The sequence below is a fragment of the Aquabacterium sp. A7-Y genome (genome assembly GCF_026153205.1).
Taxonomy (GTDB): domain Bacteria; phylum Pseudomonadota; class Gammaproteobacteria; order Burkholderiales; family Burkholderiaceae_C; genus Caldimonas.
This window is the reverse complement of record NZ_JAPFBW010000011.1, coordinates 122495-143238: the sequence shown is the minus strand read 5'-3', so window position 1 is coordinate 143238 and position 20744 is coordinate 122495. Positions and strand designations below refer to the sequence as shown.

The following is a 20744-nucleotide window of genomic DNA, read 5'->3' as shown; positions in this document are numbered from 1 at the left end:
CGCCCTTTTCAGGCCGCCTTGCGAAAGGTGAAGTTCACGCGCTGCCGGCCGAGCAACGGATGCTGCTGCTCCTTGAGCGGCAGGACGCCGTGATACCGCAGCCTGTCCACGCCGCCCCACACCACCACATCGCCATGCAGCAGCGGGATGCGTGTGGCCTTGTCGCTACGCCGCAGGCCGCCGAACAGAAACACCGCCGGCACGCCCAGCGAGACCGACACGATGGGCGCGCTGAAGTCGAGTTCGTCCCTGTCCTGGTGCAAGCTCAGCCGCGACCCGGGGAGATAGCGGTTCACGAGGCAGGCGTCCGGCTCGAAAGCGTCGAACCCGGTTTCCTGCGCCGCGGCGCGCGCCAGCTGCAGGAAGGCCTCGGGCATCGCCGGCCAGGGCTGGCCGGTCTGCGGGTCGATGCGGGTGTAGCGGTAACCGTGGCGATCGCTGGTCCAGCCCAGGAGGCCGCAATTGGTCAGCGCGACCGACATCGGCAAGCCGCCGGGCGTGAGCATGTGCCGAAAGGGAGAGATCTGCTCGATGCGCCCGATGTCGGCCAGCAGCTCCGCAGCCCGGGGCAGGGCAAAGCCGCGCAGGACGACGGCCTGCGCCCCAAGGGACTCACGTCCGCCCGTACCGGGCAAGGCGTCGCAAAAAAAATCTTCCGTCATGGCAGGTCGGGAGCAGGGGGCCACAGGGCGCCGGGCTGAAAACCCCAGTGTAGAAAGACCTGGCCGTCGTCGCGCTCCGCGGTTCGACATCGAGTCCGGAGCGGGCTGCATTTGCCAACAGCGGAAGCGAAATGTAGAGCTGCGAAATGAGGGTCGCTGCTTCCGCTTTCTTGCCACGCCGCCTGCCCGACAGCTTGCAGATGCGCGCGCCGACTTGGCCGCTGCCCGCCCCACCTTACCTTTCCTCGCACAATCCACGCCCTGTAAAAAAACGCCGTGTCGTGGACCGCATGGTCCGGCGTCGATATCGCTGCGCTCGTGCAGTCAACGACACCTCGACATGGCCCCCCTTCATTCGAACGCACAGGCTCCATCTGGCTCTACCGAGCGCCCGCCGTCCTCCCACCGCAAGGCGCGGCGCGACGAAAACCATCTGCTGGTTTCCTACCTGACGCTGCGCAAGGCGGTCGGGACCCTCGGCATGCTGCTGCCCGCGCTGCTGGTGTTGGGCGAGGTGCTCGCGTTCCGCACAGCGCGTATCCAGGAATCGATCAGCTCCTATTACTACACCGGCATGCGCGACGTGTTTGTCGGCACGATGTGCGCGCTGGGCGTGTTCCTGTTCACCTACCGCGGCTACGACGAACGCGACAACCGGGCCGGCAAGGCGGCTTGCGCCGGGGCCATCGGGCTGGCGCTGTGCCCGACCACGCCGGCGCTGTCCTGCCCGACGGCGACGACCTGGTCGGGGTACGTGCACCTCGGCTGTGCCAGCCTGTTTTTCCTGTCGCTGGCCTACTTCTCGCTTTTCCTGTTCACGGAGACCGACGACCCGCAGCGGCGCACGCCCCAGAAGATCCGGCGCAATCGGGTCTACCGCACTTGCGGCGTCGTGATGCTGGGCGCGCTGGCGGCCCTGCTGGTCTACCAGGGGCTGCTGCCGGAGAGCCTGAAGTGCCGGCTGAGCCGCTACTCGCCGGTGTTCTGGCTGGAGTCGGTGGCGATCGTCGCCTTCGGCGTCTCTTGGTTCGCCAAGGGGGAGGGGCTTGGTTTGATGCGGGACCCCCGGGAGCCCGGCTGATCATCCCGCCGCGCGGCGGGGGCAGTGTCCTTTCCGCCACCTCCTGTTGCGGCGCCGCTGCTCGGCAGCGTGCAAAGTCCCAGGGAGCTGGAGACGCGGAATCGCCCGTCTCCCTACCCCTGGAGGACCTCATGCAACGTCGTGGTTTTCTTCTTGGCAGCGCCGCCGCAGCAGCGCTTGTGCGATCGAAAGGCGCTCTGGGCCAGGTCTTGCCTCCCCACGCAAGGGCGGCCCCTGGCGAATCAGCGTCTGCCGGCGCCGAGCGGCCGCCCTTCAACCGGGTGGCGACGCTCTTCGAGCAGCCGCCGAGGTCGTCCTTCGCACAGGCGCGTGCTGGAGACAAGGTGTACGTGCTCGGCGGGCATGTCGGGAGGTACCACACCTACCCGGCCGCGAACTTCAGCGACGAGCTGCTCGAATACGAGCTGTCGACCCGGAGCTGGCGAAGGCTGAGCCGCTATCCGTTTGCGGTGCAGGGCCTGCGCATGCTCGCCACCCGGGACTACCTGTACGCCTTCGGCGGGTTCCGCTACGAGCGGGGCCTGGACTACCCCGATTGGCGGCCCGAGGAGGTCGGCTGGCCGGCCGTCTCCGACGACAGCGTGTTCCGCTACGACATCCGGCGCGACCGCTGGTCCTTCGTCTGCCAGATGCCACGCCGCCGATCCTCCAACGTCCTGCTGCACAGCGGAAACCGGGCCTTCCTGGTCGCGGGGTGGGATGGCACGCCGAGGCGCCGCGGCGACCGGTCGGGCAGCTGGCACGAGGCCATCGACGTGTTCGATCTCAAGGAGCAGGCCTTCGTCCCCTGGGATCAGCCGATGGTGCCACCCCTGCGCCGGGCCCTGGCCTCGGCGGAGTACGGGGGCCGGCTGCTCCTGGTCGGCGGACTCGGCGAGGCGGCCGGCGGTGCTCCGCCGCACTTCGACAGCGTCACCGAGTTCAATCCGTCGACGGGGCGGTTCAATGACACGTCCTTCCCCAGGCTGCCCGCGCGGCTGTTCGCGCCCGGCGCCTGCTGGACCGGGAAATGGCTGGTGGTGGCAGGCGGCATGGACGATCGTTATCAGCTCCGAGACACGGTCTACCTGCTTTCCCCCGGCATTTCCGGATGGATCGAGGCGCCCGTCCGGCTGCCGCGCCCGGCGATGTTCCCGGAGCTGATTGTGTTGGGGCCGACCCGTGTGCTCGTGCTCGGGGGGCATGGCGACGGCGAGCAGCCACAGGACCAGCTGCCGCTGGGCCTGGTCGTGGAACTCCCGCTGCCTTGAGGCGCCGCCGCTTGCGCGCCGAAGGCCGGGGCAGAACGCCGTTCGAAACCCCCGGACGGCCGCTGGTCGGACGAACGACGGGCCCCCGCCACGTTTCACGCTGTCCCGGGTGATCAGAATGGCAAACTATCCCATATGACCCGGTGATCCGGGCAGGGCCTGACACAACTGGAGGTGAACGAGATGAGTGTGCTTGGCAAGCGCGGAGCGCTGATGGGCGTGATCACGGCAACGGCCTTGGCTGCGTGCGGCGGCGGGGGTGGGGGCGGCAGCGACTCTCGCTCCGAAGGCACGATGCGGTTGGCACTGACCGATGCGCCGGCGTGCGGCTATGACGCCGTGAACGTGACGGTCGAACGCATCGAGGTGAACCTGAACGGTAGCGCCGAGGAGGGCGACGCCGGCTGGGAGCAGATCGTGCCGCCCAGCCCGACGCGGGTCAACCTGCTCGAGCTCACCAACGGTGTGCTGGAGGAACTGGGCAGCACCCCGCTTCCGGCGGGCACCTACAGGCAGCTGCGCCTGGTGCTGGCTCCCAACACCAGTGCCGATCCGCTGGCGAATTCCATCGTCCCGACCGGCGGCGAGGAAACCGCCCTGGACACGCCCAGCGCCCAGCAGTCCGGCCTCAAGCTGCAGACCCGCATGACCGTCGAGGCCGGGCAGACCGCCGACTTCGTGCTCGACTTCGACGCCTGCAAGTCGGTGGTGCCGCGTGGCAACTCCGGCCGCTACAACCTCAAGCCGGTCCTCTCCGTCCTGCCTCGAACCACGGTGCCCGGCCTGGCGGTGGAGGGCTACGTCGCGAGCTCACTCGCCCAAGGCGCGGCCGTGTCGCTGCAGCAGGGCGGGATGGTTGCCCGCGCAACGGTGCCGGACCTCAACGGCAAGTTCGTGCTGTCGCCGGTGCCTGCCGGAAGTTACGACCTCGTCATCACCGCCGAAGGCCGCGTGACCGCCGTGATGACCGGGGTCCCGGTGACGGCAACCGGCATCACGAGCTTGAACGGGAGTGCGGCGCCGCTCGACCTGCCGACGAGTCCGGCGCGCTCGGCGTCCGGCGCGGTGGCGACCACGGGCTCGACGGCCATCCCCGATGCCATGGTGCGCGCGACGCAGATGGTCGGTGGCCGCAAGATCGAGGTCGCCGGCGTTCCGGTGGACGCCGACACGGGCGACTACGCATTTGCGTTGCCCAGCGCGGCGCCGGTGCTGGCGAGCTATGCCGCGGGCGCGACCACCTACAGCTTCACGGCACAGGCGGCGGCCGCGGGGCAGTACACGCTGGAAGCGGCGGTGCCGGGCCAGACGACGCAGACGAGCGTGATCGACCTCTCGGCGGCGGACGCCGTCGCCGACTTCACCTTCGCGCCCTGAGCGGAGCTGCTGGCGTCAGCCGGCAGCCCGGCCAGCGCCGGCTCGGTGATCGCCGGCATTGCGGTTGCGCAGCGTCGCGGTTACCTTGCCGGATTCCATCAAGTCCGGAAGGAGAGGGAATGCAGCTGCTTGCGCACCAGACGACCACCATTGCACGGCCTCTCGAGGCCGTGTTTCGCTATGCCTGCGACCTGGAGCGATTCGGCGAGTGGTTCCCCGGCGTGCTGGCCATCGAGTCGGCCAACACGCTCGCGCCGGCACAGCCGGGCAAAGAGTACCTGGAAACCGTCGAGATTCCTTTTCGGGGCAAGAGAAAGGTCAAGATCACGGTCAAGGAAGCCGAGGCCGGCAGGCGCCTGGTCACCGAGGGTCGGCTGCCGCCGTTGATGCCGCGGATGGAAATCGTGTTCGAGGAAGTCGGGCCCGCGGCCTGCCAGGTGACGTGGCGCATGTTGAGCCGGAACAACGGCCTGCTGGCCCGCTGGACCGTGGTGCCGCTGGCCCGGCGCGTGATGCGCAAGCGCGCCGCGATCGGGGTGCGGCGCCTGAAGGACCAGCTCGAGAGGGCCGGCAGGCAGGAGCGTTAGCTAAGCTCCGACCTCACCCAGCCGGGCCGCCACCAGCGCGCCGACCTCCGCATGCACCGCGTTCAGCGCTTCCAGTGGTTGCGTCGAGCCGCTCATGTACACGGCCACGACGATGGGTGGACGCCCGGGCGGCCAGGTGATCGCGACGTCGTTGACCGCGCCCCTTTCGCAGGTCCCGGTCTTGTCGCCGGTGCGCCAGTCGCGGGGCAGGCCGGCGCGCACGCGGGCCAGACCGGTGGTCGCGGCTTGGAGCCAGTCGGACAACTGCCGCCGCGAAGCCTCGCTGAGCGGGTCCCCGGTGAGCAGTCGGCGTGTCGTCTCGGCCATCGCCCGCGGTGTGGTGGTGTCGCGCAGATCGCCCTCCAGATTGCTGTTGAGTGCGAGCTCCGTGCGGTCGAGGCGAGTCATCGGGTCTTCGCCATGCCGCCGCAGGAAGGCGGTCAGTCCCTGGGGCCCGCCGACCAGCGGCAACAGCAGGTTGGCCGCCGCGTTGTCGCTGACCGTCACGGTGGCATGGCAGGCCTCGCGCACCGTGATGAAGCCGCTCTTCACGTGCTGAGACGTGACCGGCGAGTGGTGCAGGATGTCGCTGCGCCGCACGCGCAAGCGCCTGTCGAGCACGCCGGCATCGCGGTCGTGTCGGTGCAATACCGCGGCCGCCAGCAAAAACTTGAAGGTCGAGCACAGCGCGAACGGCGTGTTGTCGTTGAAACCCAGGCTGCGGCCGGAGGCGGTGTCGAGCGCATGCACGCCCAGGCGACCGCCGCTTTTCTGTTCGAGTTTCGCCAGCGCGGCCCGGGCGTCGGGGTCCACGGCGAACGAAGAGGCGGAGCCGGCGCGTGCAAAACCGGCTGTGAGCGCGCCCGCCAGCAGGGTACGGCGCGAGAGGGGCAGGGACAAGAACATCGGTCCGGAACTCATGGGCGGTGGTGGGGAGTCAGTCAGAAACCCGCAGCATCGGCCTGGAGCGGACTGCGCGCAACGGCGGCTTCATAACATTGATAACGCCCAGACACGGCAGAGGCGACCCCGGTCGAGGCGGCAGCGGGAGGTCGGCTTCAGGTGGGCCGGAGCTGTCCGGATGTTGAGCCGAGCGAGAAACAAAAGCACACATATACCCCTGGTAATTTTGACGTGGGGCGTCCTTTTTGTTTCGTGTCGAAACACTTACGTCGTTTGACGCTGAGGGTTAGTACTGGTTTTGTGATTTTTTGAAAGTGAATGTTTGGTGTCTGAAAAGGGCTGCCGCCTCGAGGTGAAGCGGCAGAACAGGCCCCCTGCAGCGTCGCTGTAGAGACGGCCGGACCGGTCCGGCCGGCTCCGGGGAATGCAACCAGGACGGCATGCCTGCGAGGACGGGGGCCGTCCGTGGCACAGGCTTTGCTCTCACCCCCGCATTCTTGGGGGAGCGGTCATGTCACTGGGCCAGTTGAATGCCAGCCATCGCACCGGCGCAGTAGCCCGAAGCCGCGGTCGCTTGCGTGCGGCCGGCACGTGGTACAGCCGCGAGGAAGCCATCATGGGCACCTCCGTGCGCGTCGAGCTGTGGTGCGAGGAACGCGAGGCCGCCGCAGCCGCCATGGCCGCCGTGATGGCCGAGATGCACCGCATCGATCGAGCGATGACGTCCCCACAACGCCCCAGTCCGAGCTGTCGCGCATCAACCGCGACGCCGCGACGGGGGCGGTGCCGGTCAGCGACGAGATGTACACGCTGGTCGCCCGGGCCATCGACTTTTCCGAGCTGTCGAACGGTGCCTTCGACATCACCTATGCCGCCGTCGGCCACCTGTACGACTACCGACACCAGCTGCGGCCGAGCGAGGCCGCAGTCGAACAGGCGCGCGCGGCGGTGGGCTATCGCCACCTCATCCTGGACCCGCGCGCCCGCACCGTTCGGTTCGCGCGCGAAGGTGTGCGCATCGATCTCGGCGGCTTCGCCAAGGGCCATGCGGTGGATCGGAGCATCGCCCTCCTCAAGGCCCGCGGCATCCGGCACGCCATGGTGTGCGCGGGGGGCGACAGCCACGTCCTGGGAGACCGCCGCGGCCGGCCGTGGACCATCGCGGTCCGCGATCCGCGCCTGGCCGGCGAGGTCGTCGCGGTGCTGCCGCTGGAGGACACCTCGATCTCGACCTCGGGCGACTACGAGCGCTACTTCGAGCAGGACGGCGTTCGTTTCCACCATCTCATCGACCCGGGCACCGGCCGCTCGCCCAGCAGTGTGCGCAGCGTGACCATCCTGGCGCCCGACGGGCTCACCAGCGAAGCCCTGTCCAAGAGCGTTTTTGTGCTGGGGGTCGAGAAGGGCCTGGAGCTCGTCGAGACCCAGCCGGGCATCGATGCGGTGGTGGTCGACAGCGACGGCCGGCTGCACAGCTCGTCGGGCTTGCTGCCCGCAAGCGCGCCGACCCCCCCGTGATGAAGATGGATCGCGTTCGATAAAAAAACTCGTCAGGAGAGGCAGATGGAAACGCAACTGAGAAAAAGAAGAAGCGGGCTCGCCGTCATGGCGGCGGGCTTGAGCCTGTGGTTGTCCGCCTGCGGTAGCGGCGGGTCCGACTCGGGCACGGTGGAGGGTGACGTGCCGATCGCCTACGTCATGCGCAGCAGCACCACCAGCATGAACCCGACCAACGGGGCGCCCAGCGAAGAGGGCGGCGACCTGATGATCCGCGAGAAGTCCTCGCCGAGCGCGCGGGAGCACAACATCACGCGGCGCTTCACGCAGGGCGTCGGCGATGCGTCGGACCCGGAGGTCTCCTACGACGGCAAGAGGATCGTCTTCGCGATGCGCTGCCCGACCTCGAACTCCGCGACGATCGAGGGCCGTCCCGCCTGCACCGGCCGCTGGAACATCTGGGAATACGACATGAGCAGCGGCGGCTTCGAGAACGGCAGCTTCCGTCGCCTGACCAGCTCGACCGAGGATGACGATGTCGACCCGGCCTACCTGCCCGCCGGACGCGGTTTCGTGTTTTCGTCGAACCGGCAGACCAAGTCCAAGGTGAACCAGGCCCTGGGCCGCAGCTATCACGCCCTCGACGAGTACGAGCGCGAGCGCGTATTCAACCTGCACACCATGGACAGCCGCGGCGGCAACATCCAGCAGATCTCCTTCAACCAGAGCCACGACCGCAATCCGGTGGTGCGACCCAACGGCGACATCATGTTCTCGCGCTGGGAGCACCTTGGCGATCGCAACCGCTTCGCGATCTTCCGCACCAAGCCCGATGGCACCGACATGTTTGTGCTGTTCGGCGCACACAGCGCCGGCAACAGCTACCTGCACCCGCGCGACATGGATCCCAGCGGCCCCTATGCCGGTTTTCTGTCCTCGTCGCTGATGCCCTTGTCGGGTACCGACGAAGGCGGCTCGCTGAGGTTCATCGACGTCACGAACTACTCGGAAGACAACACCCCGGCCAACCGCACCGTTCCGGCCCGCGGCGGGCAAAGCGAGAGCACGCAAAAGAGCCTCAACTCGGGCGAGGGCTTGTCGCTGAACGGGCGCATCACCTCACCCTATCCGCTGTGGGACGGCACCAACCGGATCCTGGTGGCCTACCGGCCCTGCGAGGTCATGCGCGAAGACAAGATCGTCCCGTGCGCCAGCCTGACGGAGGCTGAGGTCCAGCGCCTGGCCAACCGCGATCGCTCGGAGGCCGAAGTGGAGGGCGACACGGTGCAGGACAACGTGCCGCCGAACTACACGATCTACATGTTCAACCCGGTCCGGCAGACCTGGCTGCCCGTGGCCTCGCCGCCGCGCGGCTTCATGTACACCGACCCGGTGGCGCTGCTGGCCCGGCCGGAGCCGAACGCCACCGAGCCGACCAATGTCGATCCGACGCTGGCCGCCCAGGGCCTGGCGCTGATCGAGGTGCGCAGCGTCTACGACACCGACGGTCTCGGGCGCATGGGCGAGCAGATGCTGAGCCCCGCCGACCGGCCGGCCGGCTGCGCCCAGGGCATCGCCATGACCGACCCGACCGAGGCGAACGACACCCGGGCCCGGGTGCCCGACCTGCTGCGCATCAAGGACCCGGCGCAAGCGGCCTATCACTGCGCGCCGGCGCGTTTCGTGCGGGCCACCCGGGCGATTCCGCCGCCTGCCACGACCATGGGCCTGCGCTCGGCGATCGGCGAGACCGAGTTCGAGCAGCAGCAGATCCTCGGCTACGCGCCGGTGGAGCCGGACGGTTCCTTCAAGCTGCATGTCCCCGCCGACATCCCGCTGGCGCTGGCCATCGTCGATGCCAAGGGGCGCGCCTTCCAGACCCACGCGAACTGGATCCAGGTGCGTCCCGGCGAGCGGCGCACCTGCGACGGCTGCCACAGCCCGCGGCGTGGCGCAGCGCTGAACTCGGGCGCGATCGTCGACACCATGCCGGCCGCACTGCGTCCCGCGATGGCGAGTGCGCACCAGGCGGGCGAGACCATGGCGTCGACACGCACGCGGCTGGATCCGGCGGCGCTGAAGCTGCTGGCCGACCTGTCGTACACCGACGTGTGGGCCGACACGACCCAGTCGGGCGTGAGCGCACGGCCCTCGATCACGATCCGCTACACCGGCAACGCGAATGCCGCGGACGACCTGGCCACCCCGGCGCCGAGCAACGGCGTGATCAACTACCCGGAGCACATCCAGCCCCTGTGGACGCGCGACCGCGGCGCCAACACCTGCGTGGCCTGCCACGCCGACCCGGCGCGCCTGGACCTGCGTGCCACCGTCGGCGGTACCGGGCGGCTCACGTCCTACGAAGAGCTGCTGATCGGCGACCCGCTGCTGGACGGGAACGGCGCTCCGGTGACCGATGTCCGCCGGGGGGTGACGATGATCCGGCGCGGCGCGCCCCTCGTCGAGGCCAGCTCCGGCGCGATGAACAGCGGAGGCATTGCGCGCAAGAGCCGGCTCGGCGAGATCCTGTTCGGCGAAACCCTGCTGGCCGGCGAGGAGGCCCGCCGTGCCCACCCGAACCCCCCGAGCAGCGCGCCCGACCACGCGACCCTGCTCAACGCCGCCGAAAAACGCCTGCTGGCGGAGTGGATGGACCTCGGCGGCCAGTACTACAACGACCCCTTCAACGCCGCCAGCGGCGTGCGCACGGTCACGACCCTGAGCCAGGAGAGCTTCGAAGCCCAGGTCCTGCCCGTCCTGCGCAGCACCTGCATGGGCTGCCACACCCCGGGCAGCGGTGCCAATTTCCGCGGCAACCGTTATGTGCTCACCGGCGATGCGGACGGCGACTACAACGTCACGCTGTCGATGATCTCCAACACCTGCAGCGCCGCGTCCAACCTGCTGCTGGCACGGCCTTCGACGGTGCCGCATCCGGCCGGCGTGGTGGGCCAGGCGACCGCGGTCCTGCCGGCCGGCAGCGCGGGCTATACCGCGATCGCGAACTGGATCACCCGCGGGTGCCCGAACCCATGACCATGCTGCAAGTACCACGGCGCCTGTTCCGCGCAGTCCTCGGCGCCGGTTGGTGTGCCGCCTCCCTCGGGCTCACGGCCTGCGGGGGAGGGGGATCCAATCCGCTCGACAACCCGCCCAATGTCAGCAACCCGCCCGGGGCGGTGGGCCGGAAGCTGTCCTACGTCTACTTCCAGAAGTGCATCAACCCGATCTTTCTGAAGCCACTGACCATCCACCAGAACGGCACGACGTCGACCAACACCTGTGCCGGCTCCGGCTGCCATGACAACACCAGCGGGACCGGCGGTGCCTTCCGTGTCGTGTCGAGCGCGCAGCCCGTGGACCTGGGCAACCCGGCGAACACGCCCGAGGTGGTGCGCGACAGCGACATGTACAAGAACTTCTACTCGGCCCAGGGCGAGGTGGTGTTCGGCGCGCCGATGCAGAGCCGGCTGCTGACCAAACCCATGGTGCTGAACGTCCTGCACGGCGGCGGCCTGGTGTTCGAGAGCGCCGAGGACCCGAACGTGAAGCTGATCGAGTACTGGATCAAGCATCCGATGCCCACCGGCCAGGACGAGTTCAGCAGCGCTGGCAACAGCATGTTCACGCCGGCCGACCCCGAGACCGGCACCTGCAATATCGAGTGAGTTGTCTGATGGCCTCTGTTGTTCTACGGCGCGGGCAAGCCGCACGCGGCGTGCTGCGCGCCTGTCTGCTCGCGTGCCTGCTCGGCTGCGCATCGGCACAGGCGGCGGACCCGGTGCTGGAGCGGGTGCAGGTGAGCGATCCCTACATCGAGCTGCACACCGGACCGGGGCGCGGTTACCCGGTTTTTCATGTGGCCGAGCGCCACGAATGGATAGAGATCGAGCTGCGCCACACCGACTGGTTCAAGGTGCGCACCGCCGGTGGCAAGCAGGGCTGGGTGCGCCGCCAGCAGCTGGAAAGCACCTTGACCGAGGCTGGCGGCCAGAAGACCTTCCGCGATGTCCTGCTGGACGACTACCTGCAGCGCCGCATCCAGCTCGGCGGCGCCTGGGGCCGCTTCGACTCCGAGCCCATGCTGAAGCTCTGGACCGGCTACCGCTTTTCACCTTCGCTGAGCGTGGAAGCCAGCGTCGGGCAGGTGCAGGGCGTGTTCTCCGGCACCAGCTTCTGGCATGTCAACGCGGTGGCCGAACCCTGGTCGGACCGGCGCCTGTCGCCGTTTTTCGGCATCGGCGTCGGCCGCTTCAAGAACGTGCCCAACGCCAGCTTGGTGGGCGCGGTGAAAACCAACGCCAATTTGGCCGACGCCGTGGTCGGCCTGCGCTGGCACCTGAGCGACCGTTTCGTCCTGAGCGCGGACTACGCCTTCTACACCGCCTTCGTCTCGGAGCAGCGGTCGATCGAATACCGGGCGATCAGCGCCGGCCTCTCCTTCTTTTTCTAACGCGACCCACGAACCCTATGCGCCTCCAGGACCTTGCCCTCCCGCTGCTGACCACCGCCGTGCTGGCGATGGCGCCGACCATGGCCGCCGCGGCGGATCCGCAACCCGCCAACGAGCAGGTCGTCGTGCCCGAGGTCGACCGCCGCGACGTGCAGCGGCCGCGCATCCCGTCGAACGATCTGGTGGCCGGTCTCTTCACGGGCATCTATTCCACCCAGAACTTCGGCTCCAGCGTGGTCACGGGCGTGCGGCTGGGCTACCACCTCACCGAGGACTTTTTCGTCGAGGGCGCCTATGCGCGCACCCAGGTCAGCGACGAGTCCTTCCGGCAGATATTGCCCGGCGGCGTGTTCGGCGGCGAGAAGGAAACCCTGACCTACTACAACCTCTCGGTCGGCTACAACCTGCTGCCCGGCGAGGTGTTTTTCGGCAGCCGGCGCGCCAAGGCCTCGGCGATGTACCTGATCGCCGGTGTCGGCAGCACCCGCTTCAACGACCAGCGCAACCAGACCATCAACGTCGGGCTCGGCTCGCGGGTGTTCCTGGCGGACTGGGCCGCCCTGCAGGTGGACCTGCGCGACCACATGTTTTCGCTCGACCTGCTCGGCAAGCGCCAGAGCACCCACAACCTCGAACTGACCGCGGGTCTCACCTTTTTCTTCTGACGGCGGCTTGTGCAGGAGTACCGCATGCAACACCCTGGCTTTCGAACCCTAGGCCGCGTCCTGACGCTGACGCTGGCCCTGTGCACCGCCTTGCCGGCGACCGCTGCCGGGCCACAGTCGGCGGCGCCGGACTTCACGCTGCGCAGCTTGCAGGGCCAGAACCTGCGGCTGCAGGAGCAGCGCGGACGGGTCGTGATGATCAACTTCTGGGCCACCTGGTGCGGCCCCTGCCGCGAGGAGATGCCGCACCTGAACCGGCTCTACGAGAAGTACCGGGGCTCGGGCTTCACGGTGCTGGCCGTCAACGTCGACGAGGACGGCCGCAACGCGGCCAGCATGGCGACCAAGCTGGGGCTGAAGTTCCCGGTGCTGTTCGACAGCGACAAGACGGTGAGCCGGCTGTACGACCTCAAGGCCATGCCCTCGACCTTGATCCTCGACCGGGACGGCCGCGTGCGCTTTCTGCACCGCGGCTACCTGAGCGGCTACGAAAACACCTACGACCAGCAGATCCGCGACTTGCTGAAGGAATGAAGATGCCGAGAAGGATGCTCCTCCGAGGTCCGGTGCTGGCCGTGCTGGGTCTGACATCGATGCTGAGCGGCTGCGCCGTCGAACCCTGGGTCAAGCCCTATGAGCGTGAGCGCCTGGCCGATCCCATCATGCAGGTGTCGCGCGATGCGCTGTCGGCCAAACATTTCGAACACATCCACGACGTGCGCGAGGGCGCCCGCGGCGCCACCGGCGTGCAAGGAGGCGGCTGTGGCTGCAACTAGCCGGCGGCTCGAAGGGGCGGCCCACTGGCAGCCTGCGCTGAGGGCGCTGCGCGCCTGGATGGGACAGTGCCGGGCCCGGCCGCGCCGGCCCGGCCACACGACCGCTCGCATTGCGGGCCTGCTGGGCGGTGCGCTGGCGGGCGCTTCGGCACAGGCCGTCAACCTGCCCGAAGACCGCGCCGAGGCGCTGTACCACGTCTACGACGGCGGCGGCATCAAGGCGTCCGGCCCGGCGCTGCTGGTGCGCAAGAGCATGGCCGACCGCGTGTCGCTCTCGGCGTCCTACTATGTCGACGCGGTCAGCAACGCCTCGATCGACGTCGTGACGACGGCCAGCCCCTTCGACGAGCGCCGCACCGAATACGGCCTGGGCGTGGACTACGTCTACCGCGATTCGATGATCACGCTGTCGACCTCGCACAGCAAGGAGCCGGACTACATCGCCGACGGCGTCAGCCTCGACCTGGCCCAGGACGTCTTCGGCGGCATGACGACGGTGAATCTGGGTTTCTCACGTGGGTCGGACAAGGTGGGCCGCTCCGACACCGGCTTTTTCGACACTGCGCGGCACTGGCGCTACCGGCTGGGTGTCACCCAGATCCTGACGCCACGCTGGCTGGCGAGCCTCAACCTGGAGATGGTCTCGGACAGCGGCTACCTGGGCAATCCCTACCGGGCCGCGCAGGTGTTCGGCACGCTGGTGCCGGAGCGCAGCCCCCGCACCCGCTCCAGCCGGGCCGTGAAGGTCCGCGCCGTGGGCGCGATCGGATCGGGCAGCGCCGTGCATGCCGAGTACCGTTACTTCTGGGACACCTGGGACGTCCAGGCCCACACGGCCGAAGTCGGCTACAGCCGCTACTTCGGCGAGGCCTGGCTGGCCGACACCTACCTGCGTTACCACACGCAGTCGAGCGCGCTGTTCTATAGCGACAACGCGCGCAACGAGACGACCTACGTCTCGCGCAACCGCCAGCTCAGCACCTTCAACTCGATCGGCCTGGGCGGCAAGGTGGCGCGCCGCCTGACCCGCGTGCCGGGCGAGTACGAGATCAAGGCCCATGCCACGTATGAGTACAAGCGCTTCAAGTACAGCGATTTCACCGACCTCCGGACCGGCGCCCCGTATGCCTTCAATGCCAATGTGTTCCAGGTCTACCTGTCGGCCACTTATTGAGAGAGCGAGCCGTATGTCCCGTATCGACTGCAGGGCGCTGGCCCTCGGGTTCCTGATGGCTGTCGCGGCGCTGCCCGCGGCCTGGAGCGTGGATGCGCCGCCGCCCGCCGCGGCGGCCGCGAGCGCGCCTGCCGAGGCCGCGCCCGGGCCGGCTGGCCTGGACGAGCGCATCCAGACCCTCAAGAGCGACATCATCCAGCTCAACCGCGACCTCCTGGTGCTGGAGGAGGAGTTGCTGTTCCCGGCCAGTACCCAGGTCGCGGTGTTCGTCTCGATGGACGTCGGCAAGCTGTTCGCGCTCGATTCGCTGCAGCTGAAGCTGGACGACAAGGTGGTGGCGAACTACCTCTACACCCCGGCGGAAGTGCAGGCCCTGCACCGCGGCGGCGTGCAGCGCGTCTACCTCGGCAACCTCAAGACCGGTGAACACGAGCTGGTCGCGTTTTTCACCGGCGTGGGCCCGCACGAGCGCGACTACCGGCGCGGCGCGACCGTGAAGTTCGAGAAGGGCAGCGACGCCAAGTACATCGAGCTGCGCATCAAGGACTCCACCGGCAAGCTGCAGCCGGAGTTCGACGTCAAGGTCTGGCAATAAGGGCGGCCGGCACATGCATTCGCGGTTTTCCCTCCGCCCCGCGTTGACGCGGCTGGCCGCGGTCGCCGCCATGGCGCTCGCGGCCGCCGCGCCGGCAGGCGCCGCCGACCTGCCGCGTGTCGTCCAGGACCCGCATTACGGCGACGGCCTGTTCTACTTTTTCCAGGACCGCTACTTCACCTCGCTGACCACGCTGATGGTGTCGCAGCACTTCGAGCGCCTGCCGCAGCACGCCGACGAAGCCGAGATCCTGCGCGGCGGCCTGTTGCTGTCCTACGGGCTGCACCGCGAGGCCGGCCGGATCTTCGAACAGCTGATCGAGAAGGGCGCCGCGCCGGCGGTGCGCGACCGGGCCTGGTTCTATCTGGCCAAGATCCGCTACCAGCGCGGTTTTGTGGTGGAAGCGCAGGCGGCCCTCGACCGCGTCGAGACCCACCTGCCGCCCGAGCTCGACGAGGAGCGGGGGCTGCTCAAGGCCTATCTGGCGATGGCGCGCGCCGACTACGCAGGCGCCGCCGCCGCGCTCCAGGGCCTGCCGCTGAAGGATGGGGCCGGGCCCTATGTGCGCTACAACCTGGGGGTCGCGCTGATCAAGAGCGGCGACACGGCCGGCGGCAGCGTCTGGCTCGACGAGCTTGGCCGGGCGCCCGCCACCACCGAGGAGCTGCGCAGCCTGCGCGACAAGGCCAACGTGGCGCTCGGTTTCGCGGCCCTGCAGGAGCAGCGCGCCGAGCCGGCGCGGACCTATCTGGAGCGGGTGCGCCTGTCCAGTCCGCAGGCCAACAAGGCCTTGCTGGGTTTCGGCTGGGCCGCTGCGGCGCTCGACAGCCCCAGGCTGGCCCTGGTGCCCTGGACCGAGCTGAGTCAGCGCGATGCCAGCGATGCCGCGGTGCTCGAAGCGAAGATCGCCGTCGCCTACGCCTATGCCGAGCTGGGCGCCTGGGGGCAGTCGCTGCAGCGCTACCAGGAGGCCATCGAGACCTTCGAGCGGGAAAACACCGCGCTCGACGAATCCATCGCCGCGATCCGCGCCGGCCGGCTGGTCGACGGCCTGATGGCCCACAACCCCGGTGAGGAAATGGGCTGGTTCTGGAGCCTGCGCGAGCTGCCCGAGATGCCGCATGCCGGCCACCTCGCGCAGGTGCTGGCGGGGCACGAGTTCCAGGAAGCCTTCAAGAACTACCGCGACCTGCGTTTCCTGGAAAACAATCTGCAGGACTGGCAAGGCAAGCTGGGCGCCTTCGACGACATGCTCGCGCACCGACGCCAGGCCTATGCCGAGCGCCTGCCGAAGATCCTCGAAAGCGCCCGGCACAGCGAAAACGGGCAGGCCGCACTGGAGCGGCGCCGCGACGAGCTCGCGGCGGAGCTGGCGCGGGTCGAGGCCGACGCGGACGCCGGCGCCTTCGGCGACGCGAAACAACGCGAGCTGCTGGCCCGGCTTGCGCGCGTCAGGGACGCCCTGGAGCGGGCCGGCTCGGACCCGGAGCTGGACCCGGCACGCGAGCGCTATCGGCTCGCGGCCGGGGTGCTGAACTGGCAGCTGGCGCAGGACTTCCCGGTGCGGCTGTGGGAGGCCAAAAAGGCTTTTGGCAGCCTCGGCGGCGAGCTGGCCGAGGCGCGCCGGCGCGGCGCGGCGCTCGAGCAGGCCCAGCGCGACGAACCGGCGCGTTTCGACCGTTTCGGCGCACGCATTCCCGAGCTCGGCCAGCGCATCGCCGCGCTGATGCCTCGCGTCGTGGCGCTGCGCGGCGAACAGCAACAGGTGGTCGAAGCCCTCGCCGCGGCCGAGCTGCTGCGCCAGAAGGAGCGCCTGGCCGTCTACACCACGCAAGCGCGCTTCGCGGTCGCACAGCTTTATGACCACGCCAAGCTCAAGCAGGAAGAGAGCCATGATGCGGCCACGAAATAGCCTGCTGCTGCTGATTGCCGGCGGGCTGTGCGCCTGTTCGGTGCTGCGCAAGCCGGCATCGCCCGACAACGAACCCACACTCAGGACGCTGGCCGGCCGCGAGGTGGTGGTGGAGCCGGACCCCGGCATCGCGGTCAGCGAGGCGCAGACCATCGCCGCCTATCGCGAGTTTCTGGCGGCGGCGCCGAACGCGCCGCAGCGCTCGGAAGCAATGCGCCGCCTCGGCGACCTGGAGATGGATGTCGCCGACCAGAGCGGCGCCGAGGCGCCGGGCGCCACCGGCCCGGACTACCGGGCCGCGATCGCGCGCTACCAGGAGTTCCTGAAGACCTACCCGCAGGACCCCGGCAACGACCGCGTGCTCTACCAGCTGGGGCGCGCCCACGAGCAGGGCGGGGCGCTGGAGCTCGCGCTGCAGACCCTGGACCGGCTGGTGCGCGACTATCCGCAGACCGCCTACCGCGACGAGGCGCATTTCCGCCGCGGCGAGCTGCTCTTCACCGCGCGCGACTACGCCAAGGCCGAGCAGGCCTACGCCGCGGTGCTGGACGGCGACCCGTCCAACCCCTATCGCGAGCGCGCGTTGTACATGCACGGCTGGTCGCTCTTCAAGCAAGGGCGGCTCGAAGAGGCGCTGGCTTCGTTTTTCGGCGTGCTCGACATGAATCTGGCCGGGCAGGAGGGCGACACCGAGCTCGACAGCCTCAAGGGCCTGAGCCGCGCCGACCGTGAGCTGGTCGAAGACACCTTCCGCGTTACCAGCCTCTCGCTGCAGAACCTGCAAGGTGCCGAGTCCATCCCGGCCTACATGAACGGCGAGGCCCGCCGCAGCTACGAGTTCCGCGTCTACCAGCAGCTCGGCGAGCTTTACATCAAGCAGGAGCGCACCAAGGACGCGGCCGACACCCTGGGTGCCTTCACCCGGCGCCACCCGCTGCACGCCCAGGCGCCGGTGCTGCAGGCGCGTGTCATCGACATCTACCAGCAGGCCGGCTTCGCCACGCTGGCGCTCGACGCCAAGAAGGACTACGTCGCCCACTACGGCGTCGACAGCGAGTTCCGCCGCGCCAACCCGTCCGGCTGGGAACACGCCCAGCCGCTGGTGAAAACCCATCTGAGCGAGCTGGCGCGCCACTACCACGCGAGCGCGCAGAAGAGCAAAAAGTCCGAGGACTACCAGGAAGCGGTGCGCTGGTACCGCGCTTACATCGCCTCCTTCCCGTCGGATCCGGAAGCGGCGCAGAACCACTTCCTGCTCGCCGAGCTGCTGTTCGAGGACGGGCGTTTCGAAGCGGCCGGCACCGAGTACGAGAAGGTGGCCTACCAGTACCCGCCGCATGCCAAGAGCGCCGACGCCGGCTACGCCGCGCTGCTCAGCCATGCCGCGCAGGAAAAGAGCGTCGCCGCGGCCCAAGCGCCGGCCCTGCGGCGCACGGCTGTCGAGAGCGCGCTGCGTTTCGCCCAGGCCTTCCCGGCCGATCCGCGCACCGGCGCCGTGCTGACGAACGCCGCCGAGACGCTGTTCAGCCTCAACGACACCGAACGCGCCGCGAGCGTCGCGCAGCAGGTGCTGGCGCTCGATCCACCGGCCGCTCCGGCGCAACGCCGCGTGGCCTGGACGGTGATCGGGCACACCGCCTTCGAGCGCGGCGGCTTCGCCCAGGCGGAGCGGGCCTACGCCGAAGTGCTGATGCTGACGCCCGAGAAGGACCCGGCGCGCGGCGAGCTGGTCGAGCGTCAGGCTGCTGCGATCTACAAGCAGGGCGAACAGGCGCGTGCGGCCGGCCAATCGCGCGACGCGGTGGCGCATTTCGAGCGTGTCGCCGTCGTCGCACCCCAGTCCGCGGTGCGCGCGACCGCGCAGTACGACGCGGCCGCTTCGCTGATCGGCCTGAAGGACTGGGACGCTGCGGCCCGCAGCCTGGAGGACTTCCGGCAGCGCCACCCCAAACACCCGCTGCAAGGCGAAGTCGCCGGCAAGCTCGCGGTGGTCTACCTGGAGCAGGGCCGCTGGGCCCAGGCGGCAGGTGAGTTCGAGCGCCTGGCCGCCGAGACGAAGGACCCGCAGCAGGCGCGCGCGGCGCTGTGGCAGGTCGCCGAGCTGCACGAGAAGGCGGCCGGGAAGTCGGGCGGCAGCCGCGCCGCTGCGGCGAAGGCCTACGAACGTTACCTGCAGCAGCACCCGCAGCCACTGGAGCCGGCGGTGGAAGCCCGCTTCCGGCTCGCCCGGCTGGCCAGGGCGGACGGCAACACCCCACGCGAACTCGCCTGGATGAAGGAGCTGTTCCAGGCCGACCAGCGCGGCGGCGGCGCGCGCACCGACCGCACCCGCTTCCTGGGCGCCACGGCGGCGCTGGCGCTGGCCGAGCCGAGCTTCGAGGCCTACCGCAAGGTGGCGCTGGTCGAGCCGCTGACCCGGCAGCTCAAGCTCAAGAAAGCCAGGATGGAGGAGACCCTGAAAGCCTACGGCGTGGCCGCCGACTACGGCGTGGCCGAGGTCACCACCGCCGCCACCTTCCACATTGCCGCGCTCTACCAGGACTTCGGCCGCGCGATGCTGGGTTCTCAGCGTCCCAAGGGCCTGTCCAAGGCCGAACGCGAGCAGTACGACGTGCTGCTGGAGGAGCAGGCCTATCCCTTCGAGGAGAAAGCCACCGAGCTGCACGAGGTGAACGCACGCCGGGCCGCGGCCGGCCTCTATGACGAATGGGTGCGGCGCAGCTTCGCGGCGCTGGCCCAGCTGCGGCCGGTGCGTTACGGCAAGAGCGAACGAAGCGAGGGCGTGATCGATGCGATACGTTGAGCTGCTGTGGCGGTCGGGCGGTCCGGCCGCGCTCTGCGCCGCACTGGCGGCCTGCTCGTCGCTGGACGGGCTGCTGCCCGGGCAAGGGGCCGCTGCCGCTCCGCCCGGGGCGGGTGAGCCGGCGCCCGTGGCCTCGAAGGCCCAGCCCTCGGCACCGGTGGACCCGGGCGTGCAGCGCGCCTTCGACGAGGCGCGCCGCGCGCTCGCCGCCGGCCGCACCGAGGAGGCCGAACGCGGCTTTCTGGCGCTGACGCGCTCCCACCCGGAGCTCGGCGGCCCGCACGCCAACCTGGGCTTGATCCACCGCCGCGCGGGCAAGCTGGCGCAGGCGGTGGCCGCGCTCGAACAGGCGGTGCGCGCCAGCCCGGCCCAGCCGCTGTACTTCAACCAGCTCGGCATCGCATACCGCCAGCAGGGCGAGTTCGCCAAGGCGCGCGCTGCGTACGAACAAGCGATTGCGCTGGACCCGGCTTACGCCGCGCCGCAGCTCAACCTGGGCATCCTGCACGACCTCTACCTGGGCGACGGGCCGCGCGCGCTGGAACGGTATGACCGCTACCTCGCCTTGTCTCCGGGCGGCGATGCCGCGGTGGTGAAGTGGGTCGCGGACCTGAAGAACCGCAAGCCGTCGGCCGCCACCGCGAGCCGCAAGGAGAAGGAATGAACACCCGCCGCCGACTCGCACTTGCACTCGCGCTGGCCCTGGCCTGCGCCGCACCGGCCTTGGCCCAGGACCACGCGGACATCGACCGGACCCAGATCATCGGCAACCGCGAGCTGCCCAAGGTCCTCTACATCGTGCCCTGGAAAAAGCCGGCGCCGGGCGAGCTGTCGGGCCGGCCGGTGCAGAGCGTGCTCGACGAGGCGCTGGCGCCGGTCGACCGCGACGTGTTCCGCCGCCAGGTGCACTACGACACGCAGATCCGGGCGCGCGCTGCGGCGCCCGCGAACTAGTCCCCCTTCCATACAAGACACCGACAGACGTTTT

The 20744-nt window shown here is 69.2% G+C and carries 20 protein-coding genes; 17 read left to right on the top strand and 3 right to left on the bottom strand.

The window, feature by feature from the left end; translation table 11 throughout:
* Positions 1-8: 8 nt before the first annotated feature.
* Complete coding sequence (alkB, locus tag OOT46_RS12175) at positions 9-662, bottom strand: DNA oxidative demethylase AlkB (RefSeq protein ID WP_265403873.1); 654 nt, start codon at positions 660-662, stop codon at positions 9-11.
* Between the two features lie 340 nt (positions 663-1002).
* Here alkB and OOT46_RS12170 point away from each other — a divergent pair, with 340 nt between their 5' ends.
* The 4 genes from OOT46_RS12170 (at position 1003) to OOT46_RS12155 (ending at position 4978) form a co-directional block, all read left to right on the top strand.
* Complete coding sequence (locus tag OOT46_RS12170) at positions 1003-1743, top strand: hypothetical protein (RefSeq protein ID WP_265403872.1); 741 nt, start codon at positions 1003-1005, stop codon at positions 1741-1743.
* Positions 1744-2024: 281 nt separating this feature from the next.
* Positions 2025-3014 (top strand): hypothetical protein, encoded by a 990-nt coding sequence (locus OOT46_RS12165; protein WP_265403871.1) that lies wholly within the window; start codon positions 2025-2027, stop codon positions 3012-3014.
* A gap of 183 nt (positions 3015-3197) precedes the next feature.
* Entirely contained in the window at positions 3198-4391 is a 1194-nt protein-coding gene (locus OOT46_RS12160; protein ID WP_265403870.1) for a DUF4382 domain-containing protein, read from the top strand.
* Positions 4392-4510: 119 nt separating this feature from the next.
* Complete coding sequence (locus OOT46_RS12155; protein WP_265403869.1) at positions 4511-4978, top strand: SRPBCC family protein; 468 nt, start codon at positions 4511-4513, stop codon at positions 4976-4978.
* Here the strand turns inward: OOT46_RS12155 and bla are convergent, their stop codons facing one another.
* The gene (gene bla, locus OOT46_RS12150) at positions 4979-5884 is read right to left on the bottom strand and encodes a class A beta-lactamase (protein ID WP_265403868.1); all 906 of its coding nucleotides are present in this window, start codon (positions 5882-5884) and stop codon (positions 4979-4981) included.
* Between the two features lie 642 nt (positions 5885-6526).
* On the opposite strand from bla, the gene OOT46_RS12145 reads away from it, so the two are divergent.
* From OOT46_RS12145 to OOT46_RS12120, 6 genes are read left to right on the top strand one after another with little or no spacing between them, the layout of a single operon-like run.
* Positions 6527-7399: an FAD:protein FMN transferase gene (locus tag OOT46_RS12145; protein WP_265403867.1), complete on the top strand. Its 873-nt coding sequence runs from the start codon at positions 6527-6529 to the stop codon at positions 7397-7399.
* 45 nt (positions 7400-7444) lie between these two features.
* Positions 7445-10414 carry a hypothetical protein gene (locus tag OOT46_RS12140; protein ID WP_265403866.1) on the top strand — a complete coding sequence of 990 codons (2970 nt, stop codon included), beginning with the start codon at positions 7445-7447 and terminating at the stop codon, positions 10412-10414.
* Positions 10415-10416: 2 nt separating this feature from the next.
* Positions 10417-11046, top strand: coding sequence for a hypothetical protein (locus tag OOT46_RS12135; RefSeq protein WP_265403865.1), 630 nt, complete (start codon positions 10417-10419; stop codon positions 11044-11046).
* A gap of 8 nt (positions 11047-11054) precedes the next feature.
* On the top strand, positions 11055-11831 hold the full coding sequence (locus tag OOT46_RS12130) for an SH3 domain-containing protein (RefSeq protein ID WP_265403864.1): 777 nt from the start codon (positions 11055-11057) through the stop codon (positions 11829-11831).
* Positions 11832-11848: 17 nt separating this feature from the next.
* Positions 11849-12496: an outer membrane beta-barrel domain-containing protein gene (locus OOT46_RS12125; RefSeq protein WP_265403863.1), complete on the top strand. Its 648-nt coding sequence runs from the start codon at positions 11849-11851 to the stop codon at positions 12494-12496.
* A gap of 24 nt (positions 12497-12520) precedes the next feature.
* On the top strand, positions 12521-13030 hold the full coding sequence (locus OOT46_RS12120; RefSeq protein WP_265403862.1) for a TlpA disulfide reductase family protein: 510 nt from the start codon (positions 12521-12523) through the stop codon (positions 13028-13030).
* On the opposite strand, the gene OOT46_RS30940 is transcribed toward OOT46_RS12120, so the two are convergent.
* Complete coding sequence (locus OOT46_RS30940; RefSeq protein WP_416136184.1) at positions 12994-13164, bottom strand: hypothetical protein; 171 nt, start codon at positions 13162-13164, stop codon at positions 12994-12996. The genes OOT46_RS12120 and OOT46_RS30940 overlap by 37 nt on opposite strands.
* Between OOT46_RS30940 and OOT46_RS12115 the strand changes: the two genes are divergently transcribed.
* The 7 genes from OOT46_RS12115 to OOT46_RS12085 are packed head-to-tail and all read left to right on the top strand — an operon-like array spanning position 13090 to position 20710.
* The gene (locus OOT46_RS12115) at positions 13090-13272 is read left to right on the top strand and encodes a DUF4266 domain-containing protein (protein WP_416136182.1); all 183 of its coding nucleotides are present in this window, start codon (positions 13090-13092) and stop codon (positions 13270-13272) included. The genes OOT46_RS30940 and OOT46_RS12115 overlap by 75 nt on opposite strands.
* Positions 13259-14446 (top strand): DUF3570 domain-containing protein, encoded by a 1188-nt coding sequence (locus OOT46_RS12110; protein ID WP_265403860.1) that lies wholly within the window; start codon positions 13259-13261, stop codon positions 14444-14446. Before OOT46_RS12115 ends, OOT46_RS12110 begins: the two co-directional genes overlap by 14 nt.
* 13 nt (positions 14447-14459) lie before the next feature.
* Positions 14460-15041, top strand: coding sequence for an AraC family transcriptional regulator (locus OOT46_RS12105; protein WP_265403859.1), 582 nt, complete (start codon positions 14460-14462; stop codon positions 15039-15041).
* Between the two features lie 13 nt (positions 15042-15054).
* The gene (locus tag OOT46_RS12100) at positions 15055-16953 is read left to right on the top strand and encodes a tetratricopeptide repeat protein (RefSeq protein ID WP_265403858.1); all 1899 of its coding nucleotides are present in this window, start codon (positions 15055-15057) and stop codon (positions 16951-16953) included.
* Positions 16934-19756, top strand: coding sequence for a tetratricopeptide repeat protein (locus OOT46_RS12095; RefSeq protein ID WP_265403857.1), 2823 nt, complete (start codon positions 16934-16936; stop codon positions 19754-19756). Before OOT46_RS12100 ends, OOT46_RS12095 begins: the two co-directional genes overlap by 20 nt.
* Complete coding sequence (locus OOT46_RS12090; protein WP_265403856.1) at positions 19743-20420, top strand: tetratricopeptide repeat protein; 678 nt, start codon at positions 19743-19745, stop codon at positions 20418-20420. The genes OOT46_RS12095 and OOT46_RS12090 overlap by 14 nt, the downstream gene beginning before the upstream one ends.
* Entirely contained in the window at positions 20417-20710 is a 294-nt protein-coding gene (locus OOT46_RS12085; RefSeq protein WP_265403855.1) for a hypothetical protein, read from the top strand. Before OOT46_RS12090 ends, OOT46_RS12085 begins: the two co-directional genes overlap by 4 nt.
* Positions 20711-20744 lie beyond the last annotated feature (34 nt).

Excerpts from the sequence above, each read along its gene's own strand:
- alkB (WP_265403873.1), bottom strand. The coding sequence starts at position 662 with ATGACGGAAGATTTTTTTTGCGACGCCTTGCCCGGTACGGGCGGACGT.
- OOT46_RS12170 (WP_265403872.1), top strand. The coding sequence starts at position 1,003 with ATGGCCCCCCTTCATTCGAACGCACAGGCTCCATCTGGCTCTACCGAG.
- OOT46_RS12160 (WP_265403870.1), top strand. The coding sequence starts at position 3,198 with ATGAGTGTGCTTGGCAAGCGCGGAGCGCTGATGGGCGTGATCACGGCA.
- OOT46_RS12155 (WP_265403869.1), top strand. The coding sequence starts at position 4,511 with ATGCAGCTGCTTGCGCACCAGACGACCACCATTGCACGGCCTCTCGAG.
- bla (WP_265403868.1), bottom strand. The coding sequence starts at position 5,884 with ATGTTCTTGTCCCTGCCCCTCTCGCGCCGTACCCTGCTGGCGGGCGCG.
- OOT46_RS12140 (WP_265403866.1), top strand. The coding sequence starts at position 7,445 with ATGGAAACGCAACTGAGAAAAAGAAGAAGCGGGCTCGCCGTCATGGCG.
- OOT46_RS12135 (WP_265403865.1), top strand. The coding sequence starts at position 10,417 with ATGCTGCAAGTACCACGGCGCCTGTTCCGCGCAGTCCTCGGCGCCGGT.
- OOT46_RS12130 (WP_265403864.1), top strand. The coding sequence starts at position 11,055 with ATGGCCTCTGTTGTTCTACGGCGCGGGCAAGCCGCACGCGGCGTGCTG.
- OOT46_RS12125 (WP_265403863.1), top strand. The coding sequence starts at position 11,849 with ATGCGCCTCCAGGACCTTGCCCTCCCGCTGCTGACCACCGCCGTGCTG.
- OOT46_RS12120 (WP_265403862.1), top strand. The coding sequence starts at position 12,521 with ATGCAACACCCTGGCTTTCGAACCCTAGGCCGCGTCCTGACGCTGACG.
- OOT46_RS12115 (WP_416136182.1), top strand. The coding sequence starts at position 13,090 with ATGCTGAGCGGCTGCGCCGTCGAACCCTGGGTCAAGCCCTATGAGCGT.
- OOT46_RS12105 (WP_265403859.1), top strand. The coding sequence starts at position 14,460 with ATGTCCCGTATCGACTGCAGGGCGCTGGCCCTCGGGTTCCTGATGGCT.
- OOT46_RS12100 (WP_265403858.1), top strand. The coding sequence starts at position 15,055 with ATGCATTCGCGGTTTTCCCTCCGCCCCGCGTTGACGCGGCTGGCCGCG.
- OOT46_RS12095 (WP_265403857.1), top strand. The coding sequence starts at position 16,934 with ATGATGCGGCCACGAAATAGCCTGCTGCTGCTGATTGCCGGCGGGCTG.
- OOT46_RS12090 (WP_265403856.1), top strand. The coding sequence starts at position 19,743 with ATGCGATACGTTGAGCTGCTGTGGCGGTCGGGCGGTCCGGCCGCGCTC.
- OOT46_RS12085 (WP_265403855.1), top strand. The coding sequence starts at position 20,417 with ATGAACACCCGCCGCCGACTCGCACTTGCACTCGCGCTGGCCCTGGCC.